We start from the raw sequence: 23330 nt of genomic DNA, 5'->3' as shown, positions 1-23330 counted from the left end.
ACTATCCCCGAAATGCCAGGGAGGATTCGACGTGCCGCAGAAACCCAACTTCGCCCGCCGCGGCCGCAGCCTCTTGCCGGGCCAGGTATCGGAACTGACCATCATCGACATCGACGGCGGCAACCGCCAGGTGCTGTTCACCGCCGACGAGATCATCGAAGCGCCGAACTGGACGCCTGACGGCAAAACCCTGGTGTTCAACGCCGGCGGCGAGCTCTGGACCATCGCCGCCGACGGCACGGGTGAGATCGAGAAGCTCGATACCGGTCCTCTCAACGACCTCAACAACGACCACGTACTGTCGCCCGATGGCGCCACCGTCTATGTGAGTTCCGACGACGGGCACCTCTACGCCGTGCCGATATCAGGCGGCGCGCCGCGGCGGGTGTCGAATTCTTATCCGCACCGCCACCACTACTACCTCCACGGCATTTCGCCCGACGGCCAGACGCTTTCCTATGTCGGCATCAACGCGGTCGGCGAGAATCAGTGGGCCAAGGTGAACATCTGGACCATCCCCGCCGCGGGCGGCCCCGACACTCAGCTGACCGACGTGCTGGTGCCCAACGACGGTGCCGAGTATTCGCCCGACGGCAACTGGATCTGGTTCAACTCCGAGCAAGGCTCGCCCGGCCACGCCCAGATCTTCAAGATGCGCACCGATGGGTCCGAGCTGACCCAGGTCACCTTCGACGAGCGGGTGAACTGGTTCCCGCATTTCGCGCCCGACGGCAACTCGATCGCCTATCTGAGCTATCCGCCCGGCACCAAGGGCCATCCCGCCGACAAGGACGTGATCCTCCGCTTCATGCGCCCCGACGGCACCGGCACCCGCGACATCGTCCGCTTCAACGGCGGTCAGGGCACGATCAACGTCAATTCCTGGGCCCCCGACAGCCGGCGGTTTGCCTATGTGGCGTATCCGGTTGGGTGATGGCCCGTCAGAGCCACATACTCGATCGTCTCCCTCCCCCTTGTGGGGAGGGTAGCGAAGCAGGACTTGGCTCTGGCCAAGTCCGTCGCGTAGCTGGGTGGGGGATGCCCCACGCTCCGAGCGTGTGGCCACCCCCACCCTTAATCCCTCCCCACAAGGGGGAGGGAGACCGCCGGCGCCTGGCGCGACGTTCAAAACTCCAGCGCCCGACCGTCCACCACTTCCTTCATCACAAAGAACGTCCGGGTTTGCCTCACCCCCGGTAGCCCGATCAGTTGCGTGCCGTGCAGGCGGTTGAAATCCGCCATGTCGCGCACCCGGATCTTCAGGAAATAGTCGAAGTCGCCGGCCACCAGGTGGCAATCGAGCACGAACTTCAGCTTCTGCACCGCGCTCTCGAAGGCCGCAAAGCTCTCGGGTGTCGAGCGATCGAGCACTACGCCGACGAGGACGGCCGTTCCGAGTTCGACCTGCTGCGGCGTCACCACGGCCCGGAAGCCCGCGATATAGCCGGCTTCCACCAGGTGCTGCGTCCGCCGGTGGCAGGTGGCGGCGCTGACGCCGACCTCCGCGGCGAGGTCGGCATTGCTGATCCGGCCATCGCGCTGCAGTGCGCGAAGCATCCTCAGGTCAATGCGGTCGAGAACAGTGGCGGAAGATTCTTTCATGTTGGATCCCGCTTCCGGTGGAACACGCATCATTTGATCTCAAGAGGAGAGAGACCAACGCACTTCGTTGCCCGACATAGAAAGCACCTCTCGCCAGACAATTGCTAGCCTTGAGCCAACTTTCGGACCCCAAGGACCCATCCCGTGAACCTCGCGAAATTCCCCCGCTACCCGCTCACCTTCGGCCCCACCCCGATCGAGAAGCTGGAGCGCCTCAGCGCCCATCTCGGCGGTGGCGTCGAACTCTATGCCAAGCGCGAGGATTGCAATTCCGGTCTCGCCTTCGGCGGCAACAAGCTGAGAAAGCTCGAATACATCGTCCCCGACGCCATCGCTTCCGGCGCCGATACGCTGGTGTCGATCGGTGGCGTGCAGTCCAACCACACCCGCATGGTCGCAGCCGTCGCCGCCAAGATCGGCTTCAAGTGCCGGCTGGTGCAGGAGGCCTGGGTGCCGCACGAGGATGCCGTCTATGACCGCGTCGGCAACATCATGCTGAGCCGCATCATGGGTGCCGATGTGCGGCTGGTCGATGACGGCTTCGATATTGGCATCCGCGACAGTTGGAAGAACGCCATCGCCGAAGTCGAAGCAGTTGGCGGCAAGCCCTACCCCATCCCGGCCGGCGCCTCGGTGCACAAGTTCGGCGGCCTCGGCTATGTCGGCTTTGCCGAGGAAGTGCGGGCGCAGGAGGCCGAGCTGGGTGTAACGTTCGACTACATCGTCGTCTGCACGGTCACCGGCTCCACCCATGCCGGCATGCTGGTGGGCTTTGCTGCAGATGGCCGCGCCCGCAAGGTCATCGGCATCGACGCTTCGTGCACACCGCAACAGACCCGCGCCCAGGTGCTGGAGATTGCCCAGCGCACCGCCGAACTGGTCGAACTCGGCCACCCCATCGGCAGTGACGACGTCGTGCTGCGCGAGGAATATGCCTACCCGATCTACGGCGTGCCATCGGCGGAAACCAAGGAGGCGATCCGTCTGGTCGGTCGACTCGAAGGCATGATCACCGACCCGGTCTACGAGGGCAAATCCATGCAGGGGATGATCGACCTGGTCGAAACCGGCTACTTCCCAAAGGGCAGCAAGGTGCTCTACGCCCACCTCGGCGGTGCCCCTGCCCTTAATGGCTATGGGTATACGTTTCGGAATGGCTGATCTGGGCAGGCAACTCACCTCCGGCGGTGCGGCTCTAGCGCCCCCTCTCCCTTGGGGGAGAGGGCTGGGGTGAGGGGGCCTTGCCGCAAACACAGAACGTGGGAAAGGCCCCCTCACCCGGCCTTCGGCCGACCTCTCCCCCAAGGGAGAGGTGACCGGCACTACCCCGCCACCTCGGCAATCAGCCACTTCGTGATCGGCGCGGTATTGGCGAAGTGCTCGACACAGACCTCCGCGAAATCCGGCTTGGCAGCAGCGCTCGCCGGCAATTCAATCCCGGCGGTCAGCCCCTCGTAAAGCAGGAACTCGGACCGATCGGGATCCGTCTCGAAGCCGCGCGGCATCAGCTTTCGCGTCTTCTCGCCGATGCTGTAGGCCCCCTTCGCCTTCACCTCGGCCACCGCCGCGACCAGCGCCTTGCCGGAGCGCGGGTGGATGATCGATTGCCTGAAACTGTCGAGCGTCTCCTTGTCGAAGCCGTACATCCCGGTGCCCAGGAACACCCGCTCGGCTTCGATGTGCACGTAAAAGCCCGGCCGATCCCAGCCGCGCTTGTCGCCGTGCCAGAACCATAGCGCCAGGTGCTGCTTGTAGGGCCGCTTGTCCTTCGAAAACCGGATGTCGCGATTGATGCGCGAGATCGACCCGTTGACCTTGGGGTCGAACTGCACCTCGGGCGAGATCACTTTGAGCTTCGGCCCGATCTCGGCGACGAACGCCTTGCCCGGCTCGACATAGCCTGCCTCGTAGAGCGGCCGGTTGGCATCGAACCAGGCCTTCTCGTTATGGGCAGCGATCCCCGCGAGGAACTCGAAGGTCTGTCTGGGAAAGCCGCTCACTCAAATGCTCCGACACGGGTGATCCGATAGGCCTGCTTATCTTCGAGCCCATCGAGCCACGCATCGGACCAGCGCGGGTGGCGGGCAAACTCTTCGGCAGCAATTGGGGCGATCTCGAACCGCTCACGCACAAAGCTCTCGGGCGCCGCCTGCTGGGCAACGGTATCGAGGAAGCCGGCGTCGAACACAATGGCCCCATCGAAATCGACGCTCTTCAAATCGGCGCCGGTGAAATCCACCGTCCCGAAGATGGTGTTGCGGAACGTGCTGCCGGCCATCGAGGTGCCGGCGAACGTGGTGTTGTGCACCACGCCGCCATCGAAGTTGATGCCGAAGCCGCGGCTGCCGTCGAACGAGGCGTGCTTGAGGAGCGCCCCGGAAAAATCGGCACCTGAGAGCTGCGCCCCCTGCTTCAACCCCGCGCCGCCGCTGATCGAGGGCAGTTCACCGGCGGTGAACCGCGTGTAGTTGATGTCGGCGTTGCGGAAGCGCGCGTGCTCGAGATAGGCCCCGTCGAACTCGGCTCCGACCAGCAGCTGCCGGTCGAAATTGGCAAAGCGCAGCGCCGCGAAGTGGAACCGAATCTGGCTGCCGGTGCTGGCCGAGCGCACCTCGGCAAAGCTGAAATCGGCGCCGTTGAGGGTCGAGAAATCGGTCAACCCGTTGGAGATCAGCAACCCGATGATCTGTCCGCGCTCCGGCGACAAGGGCCGATCCGACATCACGCCGCTCTGCTCGCCGGCGAACTGCACCGCCCCGCTCGCCGCATCGAGCTGCTGGCGCACCGTCGCCGAAGCAGCAAGGTCGGTCCGGCGCAGCAACCCCGACGACATCAGCAGGCTCTCGTCGAGGTCGGTCAGCGGGTTGCGGAGGTATCGATAGGGCCGCGCCGCCGTGGTCGCTGCAATGATGCGGGCCCGCAGGCCCGGGCTCAAACCGGCGATCGACGGCTGATCGCCGGCAAAGGTGTTGATCCCTGCCACCTCCTGCGCCACCTGCGCGCCAATCTCGAGGATCTCCGGCACGATCGAGGTGGAGCGCTGCGCTTCACCGAGTTCGATCTGGCTCTGGATGAAGCGGTTCTGCTCGGCGATGCGCCCGTTCTGGTCCTGCATCAGCCCGATCTGGGTGCGCAGCAACTGGTTCTGCTGGAACAGCAGCGCCGACCCCGCCAGCGCCGCGATCGCCGCGATGAAGGCGGTGATCGTCGCCATCAACCAGCGCCGGGTCGAGACCCAGGCGTAGCGCGCCAGCACCAGTTCGGCGAGATCGCGTGCGGATTCGGTGGCTTCGTTGACCTTCTGCAGCGCTGCAAAGCGCGCGACTTCCGAGAGCGGCCGGGCGAAGCGCTCCATCTCGACTTCGCCACGCTTGAACAGACTCTCCCAGATCTGCCGGCGGAAGATCATCAGCACCGCGGTGACGACCAGTACGAGGACCAGGAAGCCGAACAGCAGCCCGAACACCAGCCCGCCATTGGAGGTGACGAACTCCACCCCGAAGGTCGCGAGCGGAAAGCCGACGACGACACCGACGACGAAGACGACGATCGCGATGCCCAGCGTCGCCATCGCGGCGTTGAACGCCCGCGCCCGTTCCCCGGGCCGATCCACCTCCGGCGCCGGTTGCTGTTGCTTGTCGTCAGTCATCGTGTCGTCCCCGAACCCAGGGAACATTATCGCAGTTGAGGGGGTCGGCAATCCCATCCGTCTGAGGCGGCTGGGGCAGCACGCAAGGTACCCCTCCCACTCGGTGTCATCCCAGCGAAAGCTGGGACCCAACTCGCAGTCGGCGCCACCTGACAGATGGGTCCCTGCTTTCGCAGGGATGACACCTGTGGGGATGAAAGAGCGTGGCCCGCATCATCCTCATGGGAACGGCGATCCCTGCCCCCTACCCTTCGATCCACACCGGCACCGACTTGAAGGCCGGGGTCCTGGAGCGAGGGTCGACCGCGGTGCCGCAGAGCACATTGGCCTCGGGATAATAAGCCAGCGCCGAGCCGCGCGGCAGGTCGAAGGCGGTGGCGGTGCCTTCCATGCGGCCGGTGTCCGAAGCAAGGGTGACGCGCTGCCCGTCGCGCACCCCGAACGATGCCATGTCCTCGCGGTTGAGGAAGATGGCGTCGCGTCCGGCCTTCAGCCGGTAGCTGTCCTGCTCTTCGTAGATGATGGTGTTGAACTGCCCCTCTGAACGCACCGTGGCAAGGGTCAGCGGCGCCGGCGCCTTGGGCAGCGCCGTCACCACGAAATGCGCCTTGCCATCTGCCGTGCCGAACTGCGGCGCGTGCATCACCCGGTTCTTGATGTGGAACTCGCGCTTCGCCACATCGATGTCGGCCAGCTGCTCCAGCCCCGGCACGACTTTCGCAATGACTTCACGGACTTGCCGGTGTTCCTTGAATCGCTCGAAGGGCACCGGACTGTTTGGCAGGAGCTGTGCCGCGAGATCGCAGAGGATCACCGTTTCCGGCCGCACATTGTCGAGCCGCTCGATGCCGCCATCCGACAGCCGGACAAAGTTGAACATCGATTCCTGCGTCGTCGGCGACCATTCCTCGTCGCGCGCCGTGACCGGCAGGATCAGCACTTCGCCCTCCCCCAAACCATGGACGTGCCCGCGGTTGAGCGTGGTGGTGAGGAACAACTTGAAGCCGATAGCGCCCATGGCGCGGCTGGCAAAGGCGGTGTCGGGCGTCGCCCCCCAGAGGTTCCCGCCCATGATCACTGCGCTGTCGATCTCGCCCCGCGCGGCCGCTTCGAGCCCGGCCATGGTGTCGAGCCCCTTGGTCCGGCCCAGGGTAATCCCGAAGGCCTGCTCCATCGCGGCGAACACCTCTGCGGAGACGATCGGCTTCACCCCGATAGTGCCGATGCCCTGGACATTCGAGTGGCCGCGCAGCGGCAGCAACCCGGCATAACGCTTGCCGATCATGCCGCGCAGCAACGCCAGGTTGGCGATCGCCTCGACATTCTCAACCCCGTGCAGGTGGTGGGTCATCCCCATGCCCCAGGCGAACACGACGTTCTGCCGGTTGGCATAGCGGGTAGCGACGCGCTCGATCTGCGCCTGCGACAGACCGGTGATCGTCTCGATCTCGCCCCACGGAATCGCCTCTAGGTCGGTCTTCAGCGCCTCGAAGTCTGCCGTATGCTGCTCAATGAAGCCCCGGTCCTCAGCGCCGATCGCCAGCACCGCCTTCATCAGCCCCTTGAACAGCGCGATGTCTGAGCCGATGCGCGGCTGCAGGTAATCCGATGCAATCTCGGTACCGCCAGACAGCATCGAGGTCGGCGATTTGGGCACCGCGAACTTCACCAGCCCCGGTTCCTTCGCCGGATTGATGACGATCACGTCGCCGCCGCGGTCGCGGCAGTGCTTCAGCATGTGGATGAAGCGCGGGTGGTTCGAGGACGGGTTGGCGCCGATGACGAAGATCAGGTCCGCCCCGGTCAGGTCCTCGAGCTCGACCGTCGCCGTACCCTTGCCGATGGTGGTGGCGAGCCCCTCGCTGGTCGCCTGGTGGCAGTAGTACGAGCAGTTATTGACGTTGTTGGTGCCATACACTCGCGCCAGCAGCTGGAACACGAACCCCGCCTCGTTCGACGAACGGCCGGAGGAATAAAAGAAACTGCGGTTGGGATCGGTCACCTTCAACTGTGCCGCGGCGTGGGCGATGGCAAGATCCCAGTTCACCGGCTCGAACCGGTCGGCGCCGGCGGCCTTGAACAGTGGCGTGTTCAGCCGGCCGAGCTTTTCCATCTCACGGCCCGAGAGCTGCTGCAGGTCGCTCAGCGGGTGGAGGAACGCCTCGTTGGGGATGGCCGGCTGGATATCGGTCGATTGCGCCTGCACCGATTTGTTGCAGACCGAGGGGAACTCGCCCAGTTCGTTGGTCATCCCGCCCTTCTGCCCGCCCATGCCATAGGCACAGGCCTTGCAGGTATTGTGCGCGGTGAGCGCCTTGGCGGCCTTGCCCACGCCCATGCGACGGATGGTGTCGACCGTATAGAGCAGCTTCTTGGGGCCGCCGCCGACGATGCGCGGCCTGTCGTCGATAGTCATGGGGTATCCTCGTTGGGCGGAGGTTAGCATCCATCCCGTGCCGCAGTCATCCACATCGGCGGCGTAAGAGCCGTCGATAGCCTCCCCACACTCGGTGTCATCCCTGCGAAAGCAGGGACCCAACTCACAGCTGGCGCGGGCGGTGAAATGGGTCCCTGCCTCCGCAGGGATGACATCCGGCGTGGAGGCGGCAATGCGACCTCCCGAATGTCCTTTTCTGTCCGCTCCTTGTCCCGCCCGGGCCTTTCGGGCATCCTCCACGCAGCCTACCTTCCGGCCATCATCCAGCCCATGAGGTCCAGATATGTCCGATACCGCCGTGCTCGTCATCGACGCCCAGGAATCGTTCAGGCAGCGCCAGAACTGGTTCGAGACCGACTACACCACCTATCTCAGGAACCAGCAGGCGCTGATCGATGGCGCGCGCGCCAAAGGCCATGCCGTGGTCCGCGTGCTGCATGTCGAACCCGAGGGAATCTTCTCGCTCGCTTCCGGTTTCGTCCGCCCGCTGGCCGAGCTGCAGCTGACGCCCGACGCGGAGTTCCACAAGACCCGCCACTCCGCGCTGGTCGGTTCGGGTCTCGATGTCTGGCTCACCGAGAACGGCATCCGCCGGTTGATCGTCTCGGGCATTCGCAGCGAGCAGTGCTGCGAGACCACCACTCGGCACGCGTCCGATCTCGGCTGGCAGGTCGACTACGTCACCGAGGCGACCCACACCATGGCGCTGACCGACAAGACCGGCCGTACTTGGAGCGTCGAGGAGCTGAAGGCCCGCACCGCCGCGGTACTCGATGGCCGCTTTGCCCGCGTCTGCACCATCGCCGAAGCGCTGGCCGGTGCCCCCAAGGCCGCCGCCGCATGAGTTCCGTTCTGCGCCGGATACCGGTCTACGTGGTACTGCCGGCGCGGACGCTGCTGCTCGATGTCGCGGGGCCGATGGAGGCCCTGCGCAAGGCCAACCAGCTGCAGTCGGCCGTGGCGTTCGATGTCCGCTATGTCGGCCCCCTGCCCGAGGTCACCAGCTCGATCGGGCTCACGGTCAGCGGCATCGCGTCGCTGCCCGAGGCGATCGAGGACAACGCCATGGTGGTGCTGTCGGGCGATACCGAGGTGATCCTCGGGGGCGAGCGACTGGGGCAGATCGAGGCGCCGCTGCAGGGCTCTGACGAGATCGTCGCCTGGCTGCGCCACCACATCCGCCCCGGCATCCGGCTGGTTTGCATCTGTTCGGGCGCCTTGCTCGCCGCCCGCGCCGGCCTGCTCGATGGCCGCGCCTGCACCACGCATTTCTCCGATTGCGCGCTGCTGGCCCAAACCGCGCCGACTGCCCGCGTGCTGGAAAACCGCCTCTATGTCGAAGATGGCGAGCGCTACAGCAGCGCGGGCATAACTGCCGGCATCGATCTGATGCTGCACATCATCGGCCAGCTCGCCGGCCCCGCCACCGCCGCCGCGGTGGCGCGCTTCCTTGTCGTCTACCTGCGCCGCGCCGGCACTGACCCACAGCTCTCGCCCTGGCTCGAGGGCCGCAACCACATCCATCCGGCGATCCACCGGGTGCAGGACGCCATCACAGCCGACCCGGCGCGCGATTGGTCACTGGAGACATTGGCCGAAATCGCCTTCGCCAGCCCGCGCCACGTTTCCCGCCTGTTCAACGAACATGCGGGGATGAGCATCCCCGATTACGTCAACCGGCTGCGGGTCGCGCTGGCCCAGCAACTGCTGAGCGAAACCCGGCTCGACATGGAGCGGATCGCCGAACGCACCGGCTTCGCCTCCTCCCGCCAGCTCCGCCGCGCCTGGGGTCGGGTCAACGCCACTCCGCCCAGTGCGGCGCGCGCGCACTGACAGGGAACACGCTGGCCTCTTCGGCGTTAAATCCGGGTCGTTGCAGGAGAGCGCCGATGAATCCTTGGGCCAGCATGTCGCCCCTGCCTCCACCGATCCCGCTTACCACAGGATGGCTTCAACCGCCCGGCAACCAGCGCTATGCTCTGCTGATGAGTGATCCATTCGTCCTCATCACCGGCAACGATCTCGATGGCCTGCGCGCCGAACTGGCGCGCGATCCGGACCTGGCGCATGCCCGGCATCCGAGCGGTGCCTCGCTGGTGGCCTGGGCGGCCTATATGGGCAATGTCGGCGCCATCTCTGCCGTGCGAGCCCACGTCACCGAACTCGATCCGCACGAGGCCATCATCCTCAACGATGGCGAACGGCTGGAAGTGGCGCTGGCCGGCGGCTGGGACCCGAACGCCCTGTCCGCCGACGGGTTCACCCCGCTGGGGCTGGCCGCCTTCTTCGACAATGCCGAAGCGTTCGAACTGCTGCTGCCCTTGACCCGCGACGTCAACGAAGCGGCAAAGAACCCGCAGCAGGTCGCCGCCATCCATGCCGCGACGGCCAAGCGGAACGCCCTGATGGTCGAGAAACTGCTGCGTGCCGGGGCTGCCCCCAACCAGGTGCAGGCCGACGGTTTCACCGCCTTGCATGCGGCCGCCATGCACGGCGATGCCGCCATCGTCGGACTGCTGCTCCTCTTCGGCGCCGACCCCATGCAACTGAGTGGCAAGGATCGCTCGGCCGCGAGCTATGCCCGCGAGGGCGGCCACGAATGGCTGGCAGCGCGGCTGGAGCAGCTTGCCCCTCATTGAAGCGCCGCGCACCCGACGGTGGGGGTTTCTGGCGCTCACCCCAAAGTTACGGCGATTTAATGTGAAGCGCACAATGCCGATGCTATCGTCCGCGCCGTTCTGCCCCTGATCCGGCTGGGGCACATCTCGTTTAGGATTCGCTCGCTTGTTCAGGCAATTGCTGCTCTCGCTCATCGTCATAGGAGCGGCCGCGGTCGCTTACGTCTTCTTCGTGCCCGGTGCATCGGAGACGCTGGCCCGCTTCGGCATTACCCTTCCCTTCGGCGAGCCTGCCGAAGCGGCGACCGGCCCGGCCGGCACACCCGGCCAGCAGCAGGCCGGCGGCCAGCGCGGCCCCGGCAGCGGGGGTGGCGGTTCGGGCGGCGGGCGCGGCGGCAATCGCACCATGGTGGTGGTCACCGCACCGGTGCTGCTCGCAACCATCAACGACAAACTGACCTCGATCGGCGAAGGCGCCGCAGCGCACTCCGTGACCGTGGTGTCGCCGGCCAGCGGCACGCTTGCCGAACTGACGGTACGCCCCGGCGACGCCGTCGCGGCAGGCGCGGTGATCGGCCGCCTCGATGCCGATGCCGAACGGATCGCCCTGGAACGCGCCAAACTCGCCTTCGATGACGCGCAGACGGCGCTCGATCGCACCAACGAACTGGCCAAGGCCAATAACACCACGACGGTACAGGTCGCGGCGGCGCAGCTGGCGTTCAACAACGCCCGGCTCGAGCTGCAGAACGCCGACCTGGCGCTGCAGAAGCGCACCATCTCGACACCGATCGCCGGCACGGTCGGCCTGTTCCAGGTCAGCGCCGGCAACACCGTGACCTCGCAGAGCATCGTCACCACCATCGAGGATACCTCGCACATCCTCGTCAGCTTCTGGGTGCCCGAGCGCTATGCCTCGGCCATCACCGAGGGCATGCCGCTGACCGCGACGGCCGTGGCGCTGCCCGGCCAGACCATCGCCGGCGAAGTCAGCGCCGTCGACAACCGCATCGATCCGGCGAGCCGCACCCTGAAAGTCGAAGCCGCCATCCCCAACGACGAGGGCCGGCTCCGGCCCGGCATGTCGTTCTCGGTTTCCATGACCTTCCCCGGTGAACAGTTCCCCTCGGTCGATCCCCTGGCCATCCAGTGGTCGAGCGCCGGCAGCTATCTGTGGAAGCTCGCCGACGGCAAGGTCGAGCGCGTGCCGGTCGAGATCATCCAGCGCAACTCCGACGGCGTGCTGGTGAAGGCCGAACTGGCCGAGGGCGACCAGGTGGTAACTCAGGGCGTGCAGCAGCTCACCGCCGGGGCGAGCGTGCGCTTGCTGGATGATCCGGCCGGTGGCGGCCAGGCTGAGGGCCGGAACCGGCCGGCTCAGGGCCAGGGGAATCCGTCGTGAGGACGACTGAGACAGACGGCCCCCTCCCGGCCTCCCCCATGAAGGGGGAGGTGAAGAGTCGAGGCGGTAGCTCGATCGTGCCCAACGCACCGGCAGGCACCTCCCCCCTTGTGGGGGAGGATGGGAGGGGGCCGTCTGTCTCAGTCGACCACCCGGGAGCAACCGCATGAGCATCCAGACCCAGAACGAGCGCGGTGGCGCCATTGCCGGGCTGTTCGTCCGCCGCCCGGTGCTGGCGATCGTCGTCAGCTGCCTGATCATCGTCGCCGGGCTTGCGGCCTTCTTCGGCGTCGAGATTCGCGAGTTGCCCAGTGTCGAGCGCCCTACCCTCTCCATCTCCACCAGCTTCCCCGGCGCCGCCGCGGAAACCGTCGATCGCGAGATCACCTCCGCCATCGAGGGCGTGGTAGCGCGTATCCAGGGCGTGGCCTCGATCTCGTCGGATTCGTCCTATGGCCGCAGCCGCGTCTCGATGACCTTCAACGACGGCACCAATCTCGACAACGCCACCTCCGACATCCGCGATGCGCTTGGCCGCATCAGCAACCGGCTGCCCGATGGCGCCGAGACCCCGACCATCGTCAAGGCCGATGCCAACGCCCAGGCCATCATCCAGCTGGCGGTAACCTCGGATACCCTCAGCAAGGACGAGTTGACCGAACTGGTCGACAACACCATCTCGGAGCGGCTCGCCGCGGTGACCGGCGTCGCTGACGTGCAGGTCAATGGCACACAGAACCGCAGCTTCGAGATCGACGTCGATCAGGTGAAGCTCGCCAGCCTGGGGCTGACCGTCGGCGATATCCGCAGCGCGCTTTCGACCATCGCCTTCGACAGCCCGGCCGGCTCGCTCAACGGCACCAACCAGAACATCGCCATCCGCGCCATCGCCGAGGTCAACACCCCCGAGGCGTTCGAGAACATCGTCATCAAAGGCAACACCCGGCTGGGCGACGTGGCGAGCGTGGTATTCTCGCCGGCCGCCGCCAATTCGGGCCTGCGCAGCGACGGCAAATCCGGCATCGGGCTCGGCATCGTCCGGCAGGCCCAATCCAACACCATGCAGATCTCCGAGGGGGTCAAGGCAGCGGTCGCCGAACTGAAGACCACCCTGCCCCCCGGCGTCGACATCAAGATTTCCTCGGACGAATCGGTGTTCATCGCCGGGGCCGTGCACGAGGTCGAGCGCTCGCTGCTGATCGCTGTAGTCGGCGTCATCGTCATCATCTTCCTGTTCCTGCTCGATTGGCGCGCCACCATCATTCCGGCGGTCACCATGCCGGTCGCGCTGATCGGCACCGTTGCCGGAATCTATGCTTTCGGATTCTCGCTCAACATCCTGACTTTGCTCGCCCTGGTGATCGCAACCGGTCTCGTCGTCGATGACGCGATCGTGGTGCTCGAAAACATCACCCGACGGCGCGGCATGGGGCTCGGCCCCCGCGCTGCAGCGGTGCTCGGCACCCGGGAAGTGTTCTTCGCGGTGGTCGCCACCACGCTGACGCTCGCCGCGGTGTTCATTCCGATCTCGTTCCTGCCGGGCCAGACAGGCCTGCTGTTCCGCGAGTTCGGCTTCACCCTGGCGATCTCGGTTGGCTTGTCGGCCGTGGTGGCGCTATCGCTGGCGCCGATGCTGGCGTCGCGCATGCTGAAGCCGCATGTCGAGCGGCCGCCCAACCTGCTCGAGCGCTTCGGCGGCGTGCTGGCGGGGCTCTACCGCCGCACCCTGAAGCTGGCGCTCGACAACCCGCTGGTGGTGATCGTCATTGCGTTGCTGTTCGCCGGAGCCGCCTGGGCGGTGTTCGGCACGCTCAAGCAGGAACTCACCCCGCCGGAGGACCGTGCCCAGGTCGCCATCAGTGTCAGCGCGCCGGCGACCGTCAGCCTCGATTTCACCCGCACCCAGATGCAGAAGATCGAAGAGATGCTGCAGGCCTACAAGGATAGCGGCGAGGCAACGAGCATCTTCTCGATCTCCGGCTTCGGCTCGAACACCAATTCCGGCTTCATCATCATGACGCTGGCCGATTGGGAGCATCGCACCCGGTCGCAACAGCAGATCGCCGCCGAAATCACCCAGCAGCTGGTGCGGGTGCCGGGCGTGCGCGCCAATATCCGCCAGGGCAACAGCCTCGGTGTGCGCGGTGGCGGCTCCGGCCTGCAGTTCGCCCTGCTCGGCGACAACTACGCGACGCTTTCCGACGCTGCCAACAAGGTGAAGGCCGAGCTGGAGAAAGACGAGAAATGGGGCCGCGTCTCGGTCAACTACGAGACGACGCAGCCGCAGATGACGCTCACCATCGACCGCGAGAAAGCGGCCCAACTGGGCATCGACATCAACGGCCTCGGCACCACCATGCAGGCGATGATCGATGGCTCCGACGTCGGCACTGTGTTCATCAACGATGCCAGCTACTCGGTCCGCATGCTCTCGACCTCGAGCCCGGTGAACGACCCCGGCGACCTCGAGTCGATCTTCATCAAGACCACGGATGGCCGCTTTGTGCCGATGTCGACCATCGCCTCGCTGACCGAGGCGCCGATCGCCCCGTCGCTGGGCCGCGAGCAGCAACGTCGTGCGGTGACCGTCACCGCGGCGCTAACCGATGGCTTCGCGCTCGGCGACGCCTACAACGAGGCCGTGGCCATCGCCCAGCCGCTATTGCCGGATGGCGCGACCATCGTGCCGATGGCGGAGGCGAAGACGCTGGGCGAGAGCAATAACGGGCTGCTGATCACCTTCGGCTTCGCCCTGATCGTCATCCTCCTGGTGCTGGCGGCACAGTTCGAGAGCGTCTGGAGCGCCATCATCGTCATGGCGACGGTGCCGTTCGGTCTCGCCTGCGCGGTGTTCGCCATGTTGCTGACCGGGGTGACGCTAAACGTCTACAGCCAGATCGGTCTGGTTCTGGTGGTCGGCATCATGGCCAAGAACGGCATCCTGATCGTCGAGTTCGCCAACCAGTTGCGCGATCGTGGCCAATCGGTGCGCGAGGCCGTGGAGAACTCCGCCAATATCCGGCTCCGGCCCGTGGTGATGACCATGATCGCCACGGTACTCGGCGGCGTGCCGCTGATCATCGCTGGCGGCGCCGGCTCGGAGGCGCGCGCTGCTCTGGGCTGGATCATGGTGGGCGGGCTGAGCCTCGCGGCAGTCGCAACGCTCTACCTGACCCCGGTCGCCTACCTGCTGCTGGCGCGGTTCTCGAAGCCCAAGGCGGTGGAAGAAGAGCGTCTGCGGCGGGAGCTGGAAGCCGCCGATGTGACGGAGGCCGATGCGCACCCGGCTCCGGCGGAGTAGCGGCACGGGTCGTCATCTCCACCGCTTTGCGGAAAGAGGGGGACTGGAGGGCACTACCTCTCCCCCTCACCGGTGTCATCCCAGCGAAAGCTGGGACCCAACTCGCAGCCCGCGCCAGCGGAAAGATGGGTCCCAGCTTTCTCTAGAAATCCCCCAAACTCGGTGTCATCCCCGCGAAAGCGGGGAACTCCGTTTGCGATCGTGCAGCGGGCACGAAAACAGAGGTTCCCGCTTTCGCGGGAATGACCCGGTGGTGGGGGCGTGACCTAACATAGCGCCCATAAGCTTTCGCTGGGATGACACCTGAGATGGGGGCGCGCCGCGCCCTCCAGCGCAGCCGGCGGACAAGTCGAAGGGCGCAGGGGAGCCAACCGCCTGCGCCCTTCTTCGGGTTCTGATCGGGGCGGGTGATCAGAACGAGTACACGGTCAGCTGCGCACCACTGCGGCCGATGGCGTAGATGTTGCCGACGCCGGCGCCGGAGCGCTGCAGTTCGGCGACCATCTTGCTGCTGCCACCCAGCACGCGCTGCAGAACCTGCACCTTCTTGCTGGCAATCACCGTCTGCGCCACCTTGGCCTTGAGGTCAGGGCAGAGGCGGACCTTAACCACCTTGATGCCCTTGACGTTGGTAAGCACGGCGCGGTTCAGCTGCATCTGCTTGACCTGCGCGATGACCTGCTTGGCGTCGTTCACGTTGCAGGCGCGGTTCATGCCGTACCCGCCACCGCCGCCGCCGGCCACGATCACCCGACCGCCGGGGCCGCCCGGGCCACCAGGACCGCCGGGGCCACCAGGACCGCCAGGGCCTCCCGGACCGCCAGGGCCGCCAGGACCACCAGGGCCTCCCGGACCGCCAGGGCCACCCAGGTCGATATCGATGTCGCCGATATTGATCAGGTTGCTAAGGTCGAGATCGAGCAGGTTGCTCAGGTCGAGGTCGGACAGGATGTCGCCGACCTCGAGATCAGACAGGATGCCGCCGACGTCGAGATCGAGGTCGGACAGGATGCCGCTCAGGTCGAGATCGGTGAGCGACACCAGGTCGGTAATGTCGCCCAGATCGAGCAGGCCGATATCACCGATATCGCCAAGGTCGAGCAGCCCGATATCGGTGAGGTTGAGCAGGTCGAGGTCGCCGACCTCGAGCACATCGGTGACGCCATTGAGGATGCCGCCATCGAGGATGTCGCTGATATTGAGGCCCTGCAGCAGATCGTCACCGCCGAGCAGGTTGAGACTGTTCAGCAGACCTTCGTCGCCGTTGAGGATGTCGCCGACGAACAGGCCGTTCAGTACGCCGTCATCGCCGCCCAGCAGCCCGTTCAGCACGCCGTCGTCGCCATTCAGGATACCGCCGACATCGAGCCCGTCGAGCAGCCCGCTGCCGCCTCCATTGAGGATGCCGCCGACATCGAGACCGCCGAGCAGGCCATCATCAAAGTTGAGGATGCCGCCGACATTGTTGAGCACTCCGTCGTCGCCATTGAGGATGCCGCCGACACCGTCCCCAAGCAGCCCGTTCAGCACACCGTCGTCGCCGTTGAGAATATCGCCGACGCCGTCGCCGAGCAGGCCATTCAGCACGCCATCATCGCCGTTGAGGACGCCGCCGACACCGTCGCCGAGCAGGCCATTCAGCACGCCGTCGTCGCCGCTGAGGATGCCATCGCCAAGCAGACCGTTGAGCAGGCCATCATCGCCATTGGCGATGCCGCCGAGGTCGCCCAGCAGGCCATCCTCACCGTTGAGGATCCCGTCGCCGAGCAGGCCGTTCAGCAGGCCATCGTCGCCATTGGCGATCCCACCGAGGTCGCCCAGCAGGCCATCCTCACCGTTGAGGATTCCGTCACCGAGCAACCCATTCAGCAGGCCATCGTCGCCATTGCCGATGCCGTCGCCCAGGATGTCGCCAACCAGACCATCCTCACCGTTGAGGATCCCATCACCGAGCAATCCGTTCAGCAGGCCATCGTCGCCGTTGCCGATGCCGTCGCCCAGAATGTCGCCGAGCAGGCCGTCACCATTGCCGATGCCGTCGCCGAGAACATCGCCGAGCAACCCGTCGCCATTGCCGACGCCGTCGCCGAGAATATCGCCGAGCAACCCGTCGCCATTACCGACGCCGTCGCCGAGAATATCGCCGAGCAGACCGTCACCGTTGCCGACGCCGTCGCCGAGGACATCACCTAGCAACCCGTCGCCATTGCCGACACCGTCGCCGAGAATATCGCCGAGCAGACCGTCGCCATTGCCGACGCCGTCACCGAGAATATCGCCCAGCAACCCGTCGCCGTTGCCGACGCCGTCGCCGAGAATGTCGCCGAGCAGGCCGTCACCATTGCCGACGCCGTCGCCGAGGACATCACCTAGCAACCCGTCGCCATTGCCGACACCGTCGCCCAGGACATCCCCGAGCAACCCGTCGCCGTTGCCGACGCCGTCGCCCAGGACATCGCCGAGCAGGCCGTCGCCGTTGCCGACGCCGTCACCCAGGACGTTACCAAGCAGCCCGTCGCCGTCGCCGTCGCCGTCCCCATCGCCGCCCAGCAGACCACCAAGCAGGCCGTCACCGTCACCGTCGCCAAGGTTCACACCGAGGCTGGTGCCCTCGTCCGAACCGAGGCCGACATTCACCGCCGCGTCATTGCCGGCGTCGCCGCTATCCACATCGAGGACGCCGCCGAGACCAGAGTCTCCATCACCGCCGCCAAGGACTTCGCCGACAACTCCGCCGCCACCGCCATCACCAAGGACGCCGCCGAGCACGCCGCCGCCGTCGCCATCACCCAGAACACCGCCGAGCAGGCCGTCGGCGTAGGCAGGTACGAGGCTCGTACTTGTCATCAGCATCACTGCCGCGAGTACTGTTATCTTTCTGGATCGCATCACGCTTCTCCTCTGCAAAACATGACGCGGAACTTGCGCCTCGCAAGCTGACAGGACGCTGTCAACTACTTGCTTGTTGTTTGCGCAGAGGGATTTCCGGTTATCGAATGCATGCATCAGCAGGGTCGAATTTTATCCGATACCAATATCTACTTACAGTACGACGCTAAGATGCTTACGACAAAACAGAAGGGCGCGACCCGCAGGCCGCGCCCTTCAAACTGCCAGCGATGAGCCGTGGGCTTAGTAGACGTAGACGACCAGTTGGCCACCCTTGCGCTGCACCGCGACCACGTCGCCGGCGTCATAGCGGGTCCGGCCGAGCGAGGCAGTGATCAGCGCGTCGGACATCACCGCCCGGCGCAGCAGATTGATCTTCTTGCTCTTGGCGAGCAGCGCCGCGACCTGCTTCTTGGCCGCCGGGCAAAGTTTGATCGGCACCACCTGCACATTGGCGGCGCGCATCCACGCCTTGATCTCGGCACCACTGATCTTGCCGGCCGCTGCCACCTGCAGCAGCTGCTTGGTGTTGTTGACCGTGCAGTTGATCACGAAGGTACCGCCGCCGCCGAGGCTGCCGACCAGCACCGCACGGCCACCAGGTTTGTTCGGGCCGCCCGGATTGTTCGGACCGCCTGGGTTGTTCGGATTGTCAGGATCGAGGATACCGAGATCGATATCGACGTCGAGCCCGAGGCCGCCAAGGTTCAGCGATACGGACGTATTCCTAAGCAACCCATTGGTCGACACATTGGCATTGACCAGCGGATCGCTGCCGCGGCCGACAGCGGCATTCAGCAGGTTGTTATTGCCACCGCCGACGTCGAGATTGACCAGCGCATCGTTATCGTCGTCGTTGACCGATAGCAGGCCACCAATATTGGCACCACCTCCACCGCCGCCACTGCCACCACCGCCGCTTCCACCGCCGCCACTTCCACCTCCACCACCGCCGCCGCCACCGCCGCCGCCATCACCGCCGCCGACTACGCCGCCAACCGTTTCGGTCACGCCGCCGACGACACCGCCAACTGTTTCGGTAACCCCACCCACGACACCACCAAGCGCACCGCCGAGATCGAGGGCATTCACCGTGGCCGCATTCATTCCCGCGACGATTGTGAACGTCGCCAAGGCCGCAAAAACGTTGCTTCTCATGACCATCCTCCGCTACATCCGCCGCCCGTCGGCTGATGAATATGCACGTATGAGACCGTTGTAAACCTTCAGAGCGATAGGTGATCAACTTGTGATTGGTTGTTCAATATATTCCGCATCTTGGCCAATTGCACAGATTACGCAGTTACACTTAAACAGAATCTCTACGCATATTTGTACGCGCTAGCACTTAGAGCGCAGACAATTTTCTTGAACCTTGACTCCAATGCAAGATGTCACCGGAACCTCCTCCCCCAGCTACGCGCCACCACTTAACCTTGAGGTCATCGCCTCGGTTGGCCACTTCTGCCCGGGTTACTACCGGGCTCGGAAACCGCAGTCGAAGCGGGCCTTTGGATGCTTGTGAATGTTTTGGTAACGCCTGCGGCGGCCACGTCGGAACTTGTCGAGACAAGATGACAGCACGCTGACAGCTTTCGGCGACTTATGAACAGGCGCCGCTTTGGCGACGATGGCAACGGCAACGCCGGCAACGCCAGCCTGCCGCACCGGCCCTCTACGCCCTTTCGAGTCAGGCCAAACGGCGTCTTGCCCCACACCCTGGTGGCCTCGCTTAGCGATATCGCGACAAACACGTAGATTGGTCGCCGCCGGCACCGACTTACCAAACAAAGAAGGCGCGAAGCCGAAGCTCCGCGCCCCACCGGCATCAACCACGAGGGAGCGTCAGCCCTCGCAACATCTGCCGATATCTGTGCACCGGGACGACGTCTCCGGCGGCTTGCTGGCTTAACGGCGAAGCGGCCCGATGGTTGCCGATCGATGCGAGGATCGCGCCGCACCACAAACGCAAAACCCCGCGCCGTTGCCGACGCGGGGTCGAGGGTGTGGTGCAAACAACCTCTGCCGGAAGCGAACTTCCGGTCTCCGATTTTTAGCAGCGCTGCAAATCCCGGTCACCCCTCCACCTCAGTCAGATGCCACTCAATTCGCCGCTCGGTTCTTGGGCACACCAAACGGCTGCTCAAATCTTAAGCGAAAGTGAATCGCACTGCTCAGCAAGCAGGCAGCACGACCCCGTCGGTATGCAATCGTTCCGCCGCGCGAAACCGGCAGCTCCGAAAAGACTCCAGCAGACTCAGCGGTTTGGCGACGTTTTTCGCTGCTGGCACGGCGATTGCAACTTCCTCCCCGGTGCAAACAACCAAACTGTCGGAGGTAAGTATGACAGGTATCAGTCGCATGATGGCCGGGATCGGCCTGGGGGTCGCGATGACTGCCGGGGCGCTCGCGCCTCTTACTGCTTATGCGCAGGACACCATCAAGGTGGGCGTACTCCACTCGCTGTCGGGGACTATGGCGATTTCGGAGACCACCCTGAAGGACACCATGCTCTTCCTGATCGATGAGCAGAACAAGAAGGGCGGCGTCCTGGGCAAGAAGCTCGAGGCGGTCGTCGTCGACCCCGCGTCCGATTGGCCGCTGTTTGCGGAAAAGGCCCGCGAACTGATCGCCGTCAATGGCGTCGCTGCCGTGTTCGGCTGCTGGACCTCGTCGTCGCGCAAGTCGGTCCTGCCGGTGTTCAAGGAACTGAACTCGATCCTCTTCTACCCGGTGCAGTACGAGGGCGAAGAATCCGAGAAGAACGTCATCTACACCGGCGCCGCGCCGAACCAGCAGGCCATCCCGGCCGTCGACTACCTGATGAGCGAAGAAGGCGGTTCCGTGAAGCGCTGGGTGCTCGAAGCCACCGACTACGTCTACCCGCGCACCACCAACAAGATCCTCGAGCAGTACCTCAAGGACAAGGGCGTGGCGCCGGAAGACATCAAGATCAACTACACTCCGTTCGGCTTCGCCGACTGGCAGACCGAAGTCGCTGCCATCAAGGAGTTCGGCTCGGCCGGCAAGAAGACCGCCGTGGTCTCGACCATCAACGGCGACGCCAACGTGCCGTTCTACAAGGAACTCGCCAACCAGGGCGTCTCGGCTGAGGATATCCCCGTCGTCGCCTTCTCGGTCGGTGAGGAAGAACTCGCCGGCTTCGACACCTCGAACCTTGTCGGCCACCTCGCCGCCTGGAACTACTTCCAGTCGGTGGACAACCCGGCCAATGCCGAGTTCATCAAGAACTGGCACGCCTTCATCGGCGACGACAAGCGCACCACCAACGATCCGATGGAAGCGGCCTATCTCGGCTTCCAGCTCTGGGTGCAGGCAGTCGAGAAAGCTGGCACCACCGATACCGACGCCGTGCTCAAGGCGATCGTCGGCCTCGAAGTGCCGAACCTGACCGGTGGGACCGCGAAGGTTCTCCCGAACCACCACCTGACCAAGCCTGTTCTGATCGGCGAAATCCAGGCTGACGGCCAGTTCGAGACCGTCTGGCAGACCGAAGGCGACGTTCCGGGCGCGGCCTGGTCCGAAGTGCTCCCGGAGAACAAGGACATCTCGGCCGACTGGACCGACCCGCTGACCGGTTGCGGCCGTCTCAACACCGCGACCAACACCTGCGAAGTCGCGCCGGCTGCGATGTAAGCCATGCGAAATCGGCGACGGCGGCTCTCCGCCGTCGCCACCCCACCACGATCTTCCTCGCGATAGAGCGACCACGATGGCCACCCGAATTCTCACTCTGATTGCCTTCCTGATCGCTGTAGCTCTCGCCCCTCTCCCCGTGCTGGCACAAGCCACTTCGGCGCCCGGCGATTTCGCCGCCCAGATCAACGCGCTCGGACCCGGCAGCTTCGCCGACCGAACCAAGGCGATGGATGCGCTGGTCGCCACCGGCGACGAACGCGTGCCGCCGGTGCTGCAGGCGCTGAGCGACGGCAACCTCTACATCCGCGAATCCGACGGCAAGGTGGTGATCGCCACCAAGGCCGGCAGCGATCTCGCGCTGATCGATCCAGTCGACGGGGCTGACCTCGGCACGCTGCCGAGCGCCGACCTCGAAAAGATCAAGACCAACAATGGCCTTCGCGGCAAGATCCGCACTGCCATCGGCAAGATGACGCTCTTGAGTCCCGACCAGCCGACGCGGCTGTCGGCGGCGCAGAGTGTCCTGAAGAACGCCGACCCGGAGATGCTGGAACTGCTCGACCAGGCGATCGCCGCCGAGACTGATGCCGGCATCAAGAGCACCATGCAGATGGCGCGCGCGGTGATCGTGTTGAAGACCGACGGCTCGCTGGAAGACAAGCGCGCCGCCGTCGAGCTCGTCGTGGCGCAGAACAACCGCGCAGCGCAGACTGTGCTGGTCAATACGCTGGCCTCGGCGCCGGCGGAACTGCAGCCAACCATCCAGGCCGGCATCGACTCGATCGGCAACACGCTCGCGGTGTGGGATGTCGGGCAGAACCTGCTCTACGGCATCTCGCTGAGCTCGGTGCTGCTGCTCGCCGCCATCGGCCTCGCCATCACCTTCGGCGTGATGGGCGTCATCAACATGGCGCATGGCGAGATGGTGATGCTGGGCGCCTACACCACCTATGTCACGCAATTGGTCATCCAGTCGGTGGCGCCGGGGCTGATGGAGTATTCTCTCGCCTTCGCCGTACCCGCCGCCTTCCTCATCACCGCGCTGATCGGCATCGGCATCGAACGCGGCATCATCCGCTGGCTCTACGGCCGGCCGCTCGAGACCCTGCTCGCCACCTGGGGCCTGTCGCTGGTGCTGCAGCAGCTGGTGCGCACCATCTTCGGGCCGACCAACAAGCTGGTGCAGCCACCGCAATGGATGAGCGGCACGTTCGAATTGTGGAACCTCAGCTTCACCTGGAACCGGCTCTGGATCATCGTCTTTGCCATCGCGGTGTTCATCGCGCTGCAGATCATCCTCAACCGCACGCCGCTCGGCCTGCAGATGCGCGCCGTGACGCAGAACCGCCGCATGGCCTCGGCCATGGGCATCCGCACACCGTTCGTCGACGCCATGACCTTCGGCCTCGGCTCCGGCATTGCCGGCATGGCCGGCGTGGCGCTGAGCCAGATCGACAACGTCTCGCCCAATCTCGGCCAGGGCTACATCATCGACAGTTTCATGGTGGTGGTGTTCGGTGGGGTCGGGAACCTCTGGGGCACGCTGATCGGCGCGGTGTCGCTCGGCGTCGCCAACAAGTTCATCGAGCCCTACGCCGGGGCGGTGCTGGCCAAGATCGCCATCCTGATCCTCATCATCCTGTTCATCCAGCGGCGACCACGAGGGCTGTTTGCGCTCAAGGGCCGGGCGGTGGAGTCGTGAGTATGGTGAGCGTTACAAAGGCCCCCTCACCCGGCCTTTGGCCGACCTCTCCCCCAGAGGGAGAGGTGGC

15 protein-coding genes are annotated in these 23330 nt (G+C 65.1%); 9 read left to right on the top strand and 6 right to left on the bottom strand.

Annotated elements, in window-relative coordinates; genetic code table 11:
• Window positions 1-31: 31 nt before the first annotated feature.
• Window positions 32-934: a biopolymer transporter Tol gene (locus VGV07_RS25515; RefSeq protein ID WP_326871544.1), complete on the top strand. Its 903-nt coding sequence runs from the start codon at window positions 32-34 to the stop codon at window positions 932-934.
• 191 nt (window positions 935-1125) lie between these two features.
• Here the strand turns inward: VGV07_RS25515 and VGV07_RS25510 are convergent, their stop codons facing one another.
• Window positions 1126-1602, bottom strand: coding sequence for an Lrp/AsnC ligand binding domain-containing protein (locus VGV07_RS25510; protein ID WP_326871543.1), 477 nt, complete (start codon window positions 1600-1602; stop codon window positions 1126-1128).
• A 144-nt stretch (window positions 1603-1746) separates the two neighbouring features.
• Between VGV07_RS25510 and VGV07_RS25505 the strand changes: the two genes are divergently transcribed.
• Window positions 1747-2763, top strand: a complete 1017-nt coding sequence (locus tag VGV07_RS25505; RefSeq protein ID WP_326871542.1) for a 1-aminocyclopropane-1-carboxylate deaminase — start codon at window positions 1747-1749, stop codon at window positions 2761-2763.
• A gap of 161 nt (window positions 2764-2924) precedes the next feature.
• Here VGV07_RS25505 and VGV07_RS25500 read toward each other — a convergent pair whose 3' ends face one another.
• The 3 genes from VGV07_RS25500 to VGV07_RS25490 form a co-directional block, all read right to left on the bottom strand.
• Window positions 2925-3602, bottom strand: coding sequence for a DUF2461 domain-containing protein (locus VGV07_RS25500; RefSeq protein WP_326871541.1), 678 nt, complete (start codon window positions 3600-3602; stop codon window positions 2925-2927).
• Window positions 3599-5251, bottom strand: coding sequence for a pentapeptide repeat-containing protein (locus VGV07_RS25495; RefSeq protein ID WP_326871540.1), 1653 nt, complete (start codon window positions 5249-5251; stop codon window positions 3599-3601). Before VGV07_RS25495 ends, VGV07_RS25500 begins: the two co-directional genes overlap by 4 nt.
• Before the next feature lie 244 nt (window positions 5252-5495).
• Window positions 5496-7667 (bottom strand): FdhF/YdeP family oxidoreductase, encoded by a 2172-nt coding sequence (locus VGV07_RS25490; protein WP_326871539.1) that lies wholly within the window; start codon window positions 7665-7667, stop codon window positions 5496-5498.
• A gap of 304 nt (window positions 7668-7971) precedes the next feature.
• Here VGV07_RS25490 and VGV07_RS25485 point away from each other — a divergent pair, with 304 nt between their 5' ends.
• The 5 genes from VGV07_RS25485 (at window position 7972) to VGV07_RS25465 (ending at window position 15009) form a co-directional block, all read left to right on the top strand.
• Window positions 7972-8532 carry a cysteine hydrolase family protein gene (locus VGV07_RS25485; RefSeq protein WP_326871538.1) on the top strand — a complete coding sequence of 187 codons (561 nt, stop codon included), beginning with the start codon at window positions 7972-7974 and terminating at the stop codon, window positions 8530-8532.
• Window positions 8529-9521, top strand: coding sequence for a GlxA family transcriptional regulator (locus VGV07_RS25480; protein WP_326871537.1), 993 nt, complete (start codon window positions 8529-8531; stop codon window positions 9519-9521). The genes VGV07_RS25485 and VGV07_RS25480 overlap by 4 nt, the downstream gene beginning before the upstream one ends.
• Before the next feature lie 152 nt (window positions 9522-9673).
• Window positions 9674-10327: an ankyrin repeat domain-containing protein gene (locus tag VGV07_RS25475; RefSeq protein WP_326871536.1), complete on the top strand. Its 654-nt coding sequence runs from the start codon at window positions 9674-9676 to the stop codon at window positions 10325-10327.
• Window positions 10328-10472: 145 nt separating this feature from the next.
• Window positions 10473-11708 (top strand): efflux RND transporter periplasmic adaptor subunit, encoded by a 1236-nt coding sequence (locus VGV07_RS25470; RefSeq protein WP_326871535.1) that lies wholly within the window; start codon window positions 10473-10475, stop codon window positions 11706-11708.
• 166 nt (window positions 11709-11874) lie between these two features.
• Window positions 11875-15009, top strand: a complete 3135-nt coding sequence (locus VGV07_RS25465) for an efflux RND transporter permease subunit (protein ID WP_326871534.1) — start codon at window positions 11875-11877, stop codon at window positions 15007-15009.
• A gap of 411 nt (window positions 15010-15420) precedes the next feature.
• Here VGV07_RS25465 and VGV07_RS25460 read toward each other — a convergent pair whose 3' ends face one another.
• Entirely contained in the window at window positions 15421-17898 is a 2478-nt protein-coding gene (locus VGV07_RS25460; protein WP_326871533.1) for a hypothetical protein, read from the bottom strand.
• Window positions 17899-18141: 243 nt separating this feature from the next.
• Complete coding sequence (locus VGV07_RS25455; protein ID WP_326871532.1) at window positions 18142-19056, bottom strand: hypothetical protein; 915 nt, start codon at window positions 19054-19056, stop codon at window positions 18142-18144.
• Between the two features lie 1185 nt (window positions 19057-20241).
• On the opposite strand from VGV07_RS25455, the gene urtA reads away from it, so the two are divergent.
• Together urtA and urtB are read left to right on the top strand one after the other, a co-directional pair.
• Window positions 20242-21555, top strand: a complete 1314-nt coding sequence (gene urtA / locus VGV07_RS25450; RefSeq protein ID WP_414649999.1) for an urea ABC transporter substrate-binding protein — start codon at window positions 20242-20244, stop codon at window positions 21553-21555.
• A gap of 76 nt (window positions 21556-21631) precedes the next feature.
• Complete coding sequence (gene urtB / locus VGV07_RS25445; protein ID WP_326871531.1) at window positions 21632-23260, top strand: urea ABC transporter permease subunit UrtB; 1629 nt, start codon at window positions 21632-21634, stop codon at window positions 23258-23260.
• Window positions 23261-23330: the final 70 nt, after the last annotated feature.

The sequence above is a fragment of the Devosia sp. genome, from assembly GCF_035944845.1.
Taxonomy (GTDB): Bacteria; Pseudomonadota; Alphaproteobacteria; order Rhizobiales; family Devosiaceae; genus Devosia_A.
Note: the sequence above shows the minus strand (reverse complement) of the source record. Positions and strands in the feature narration are given on the sequence as shown.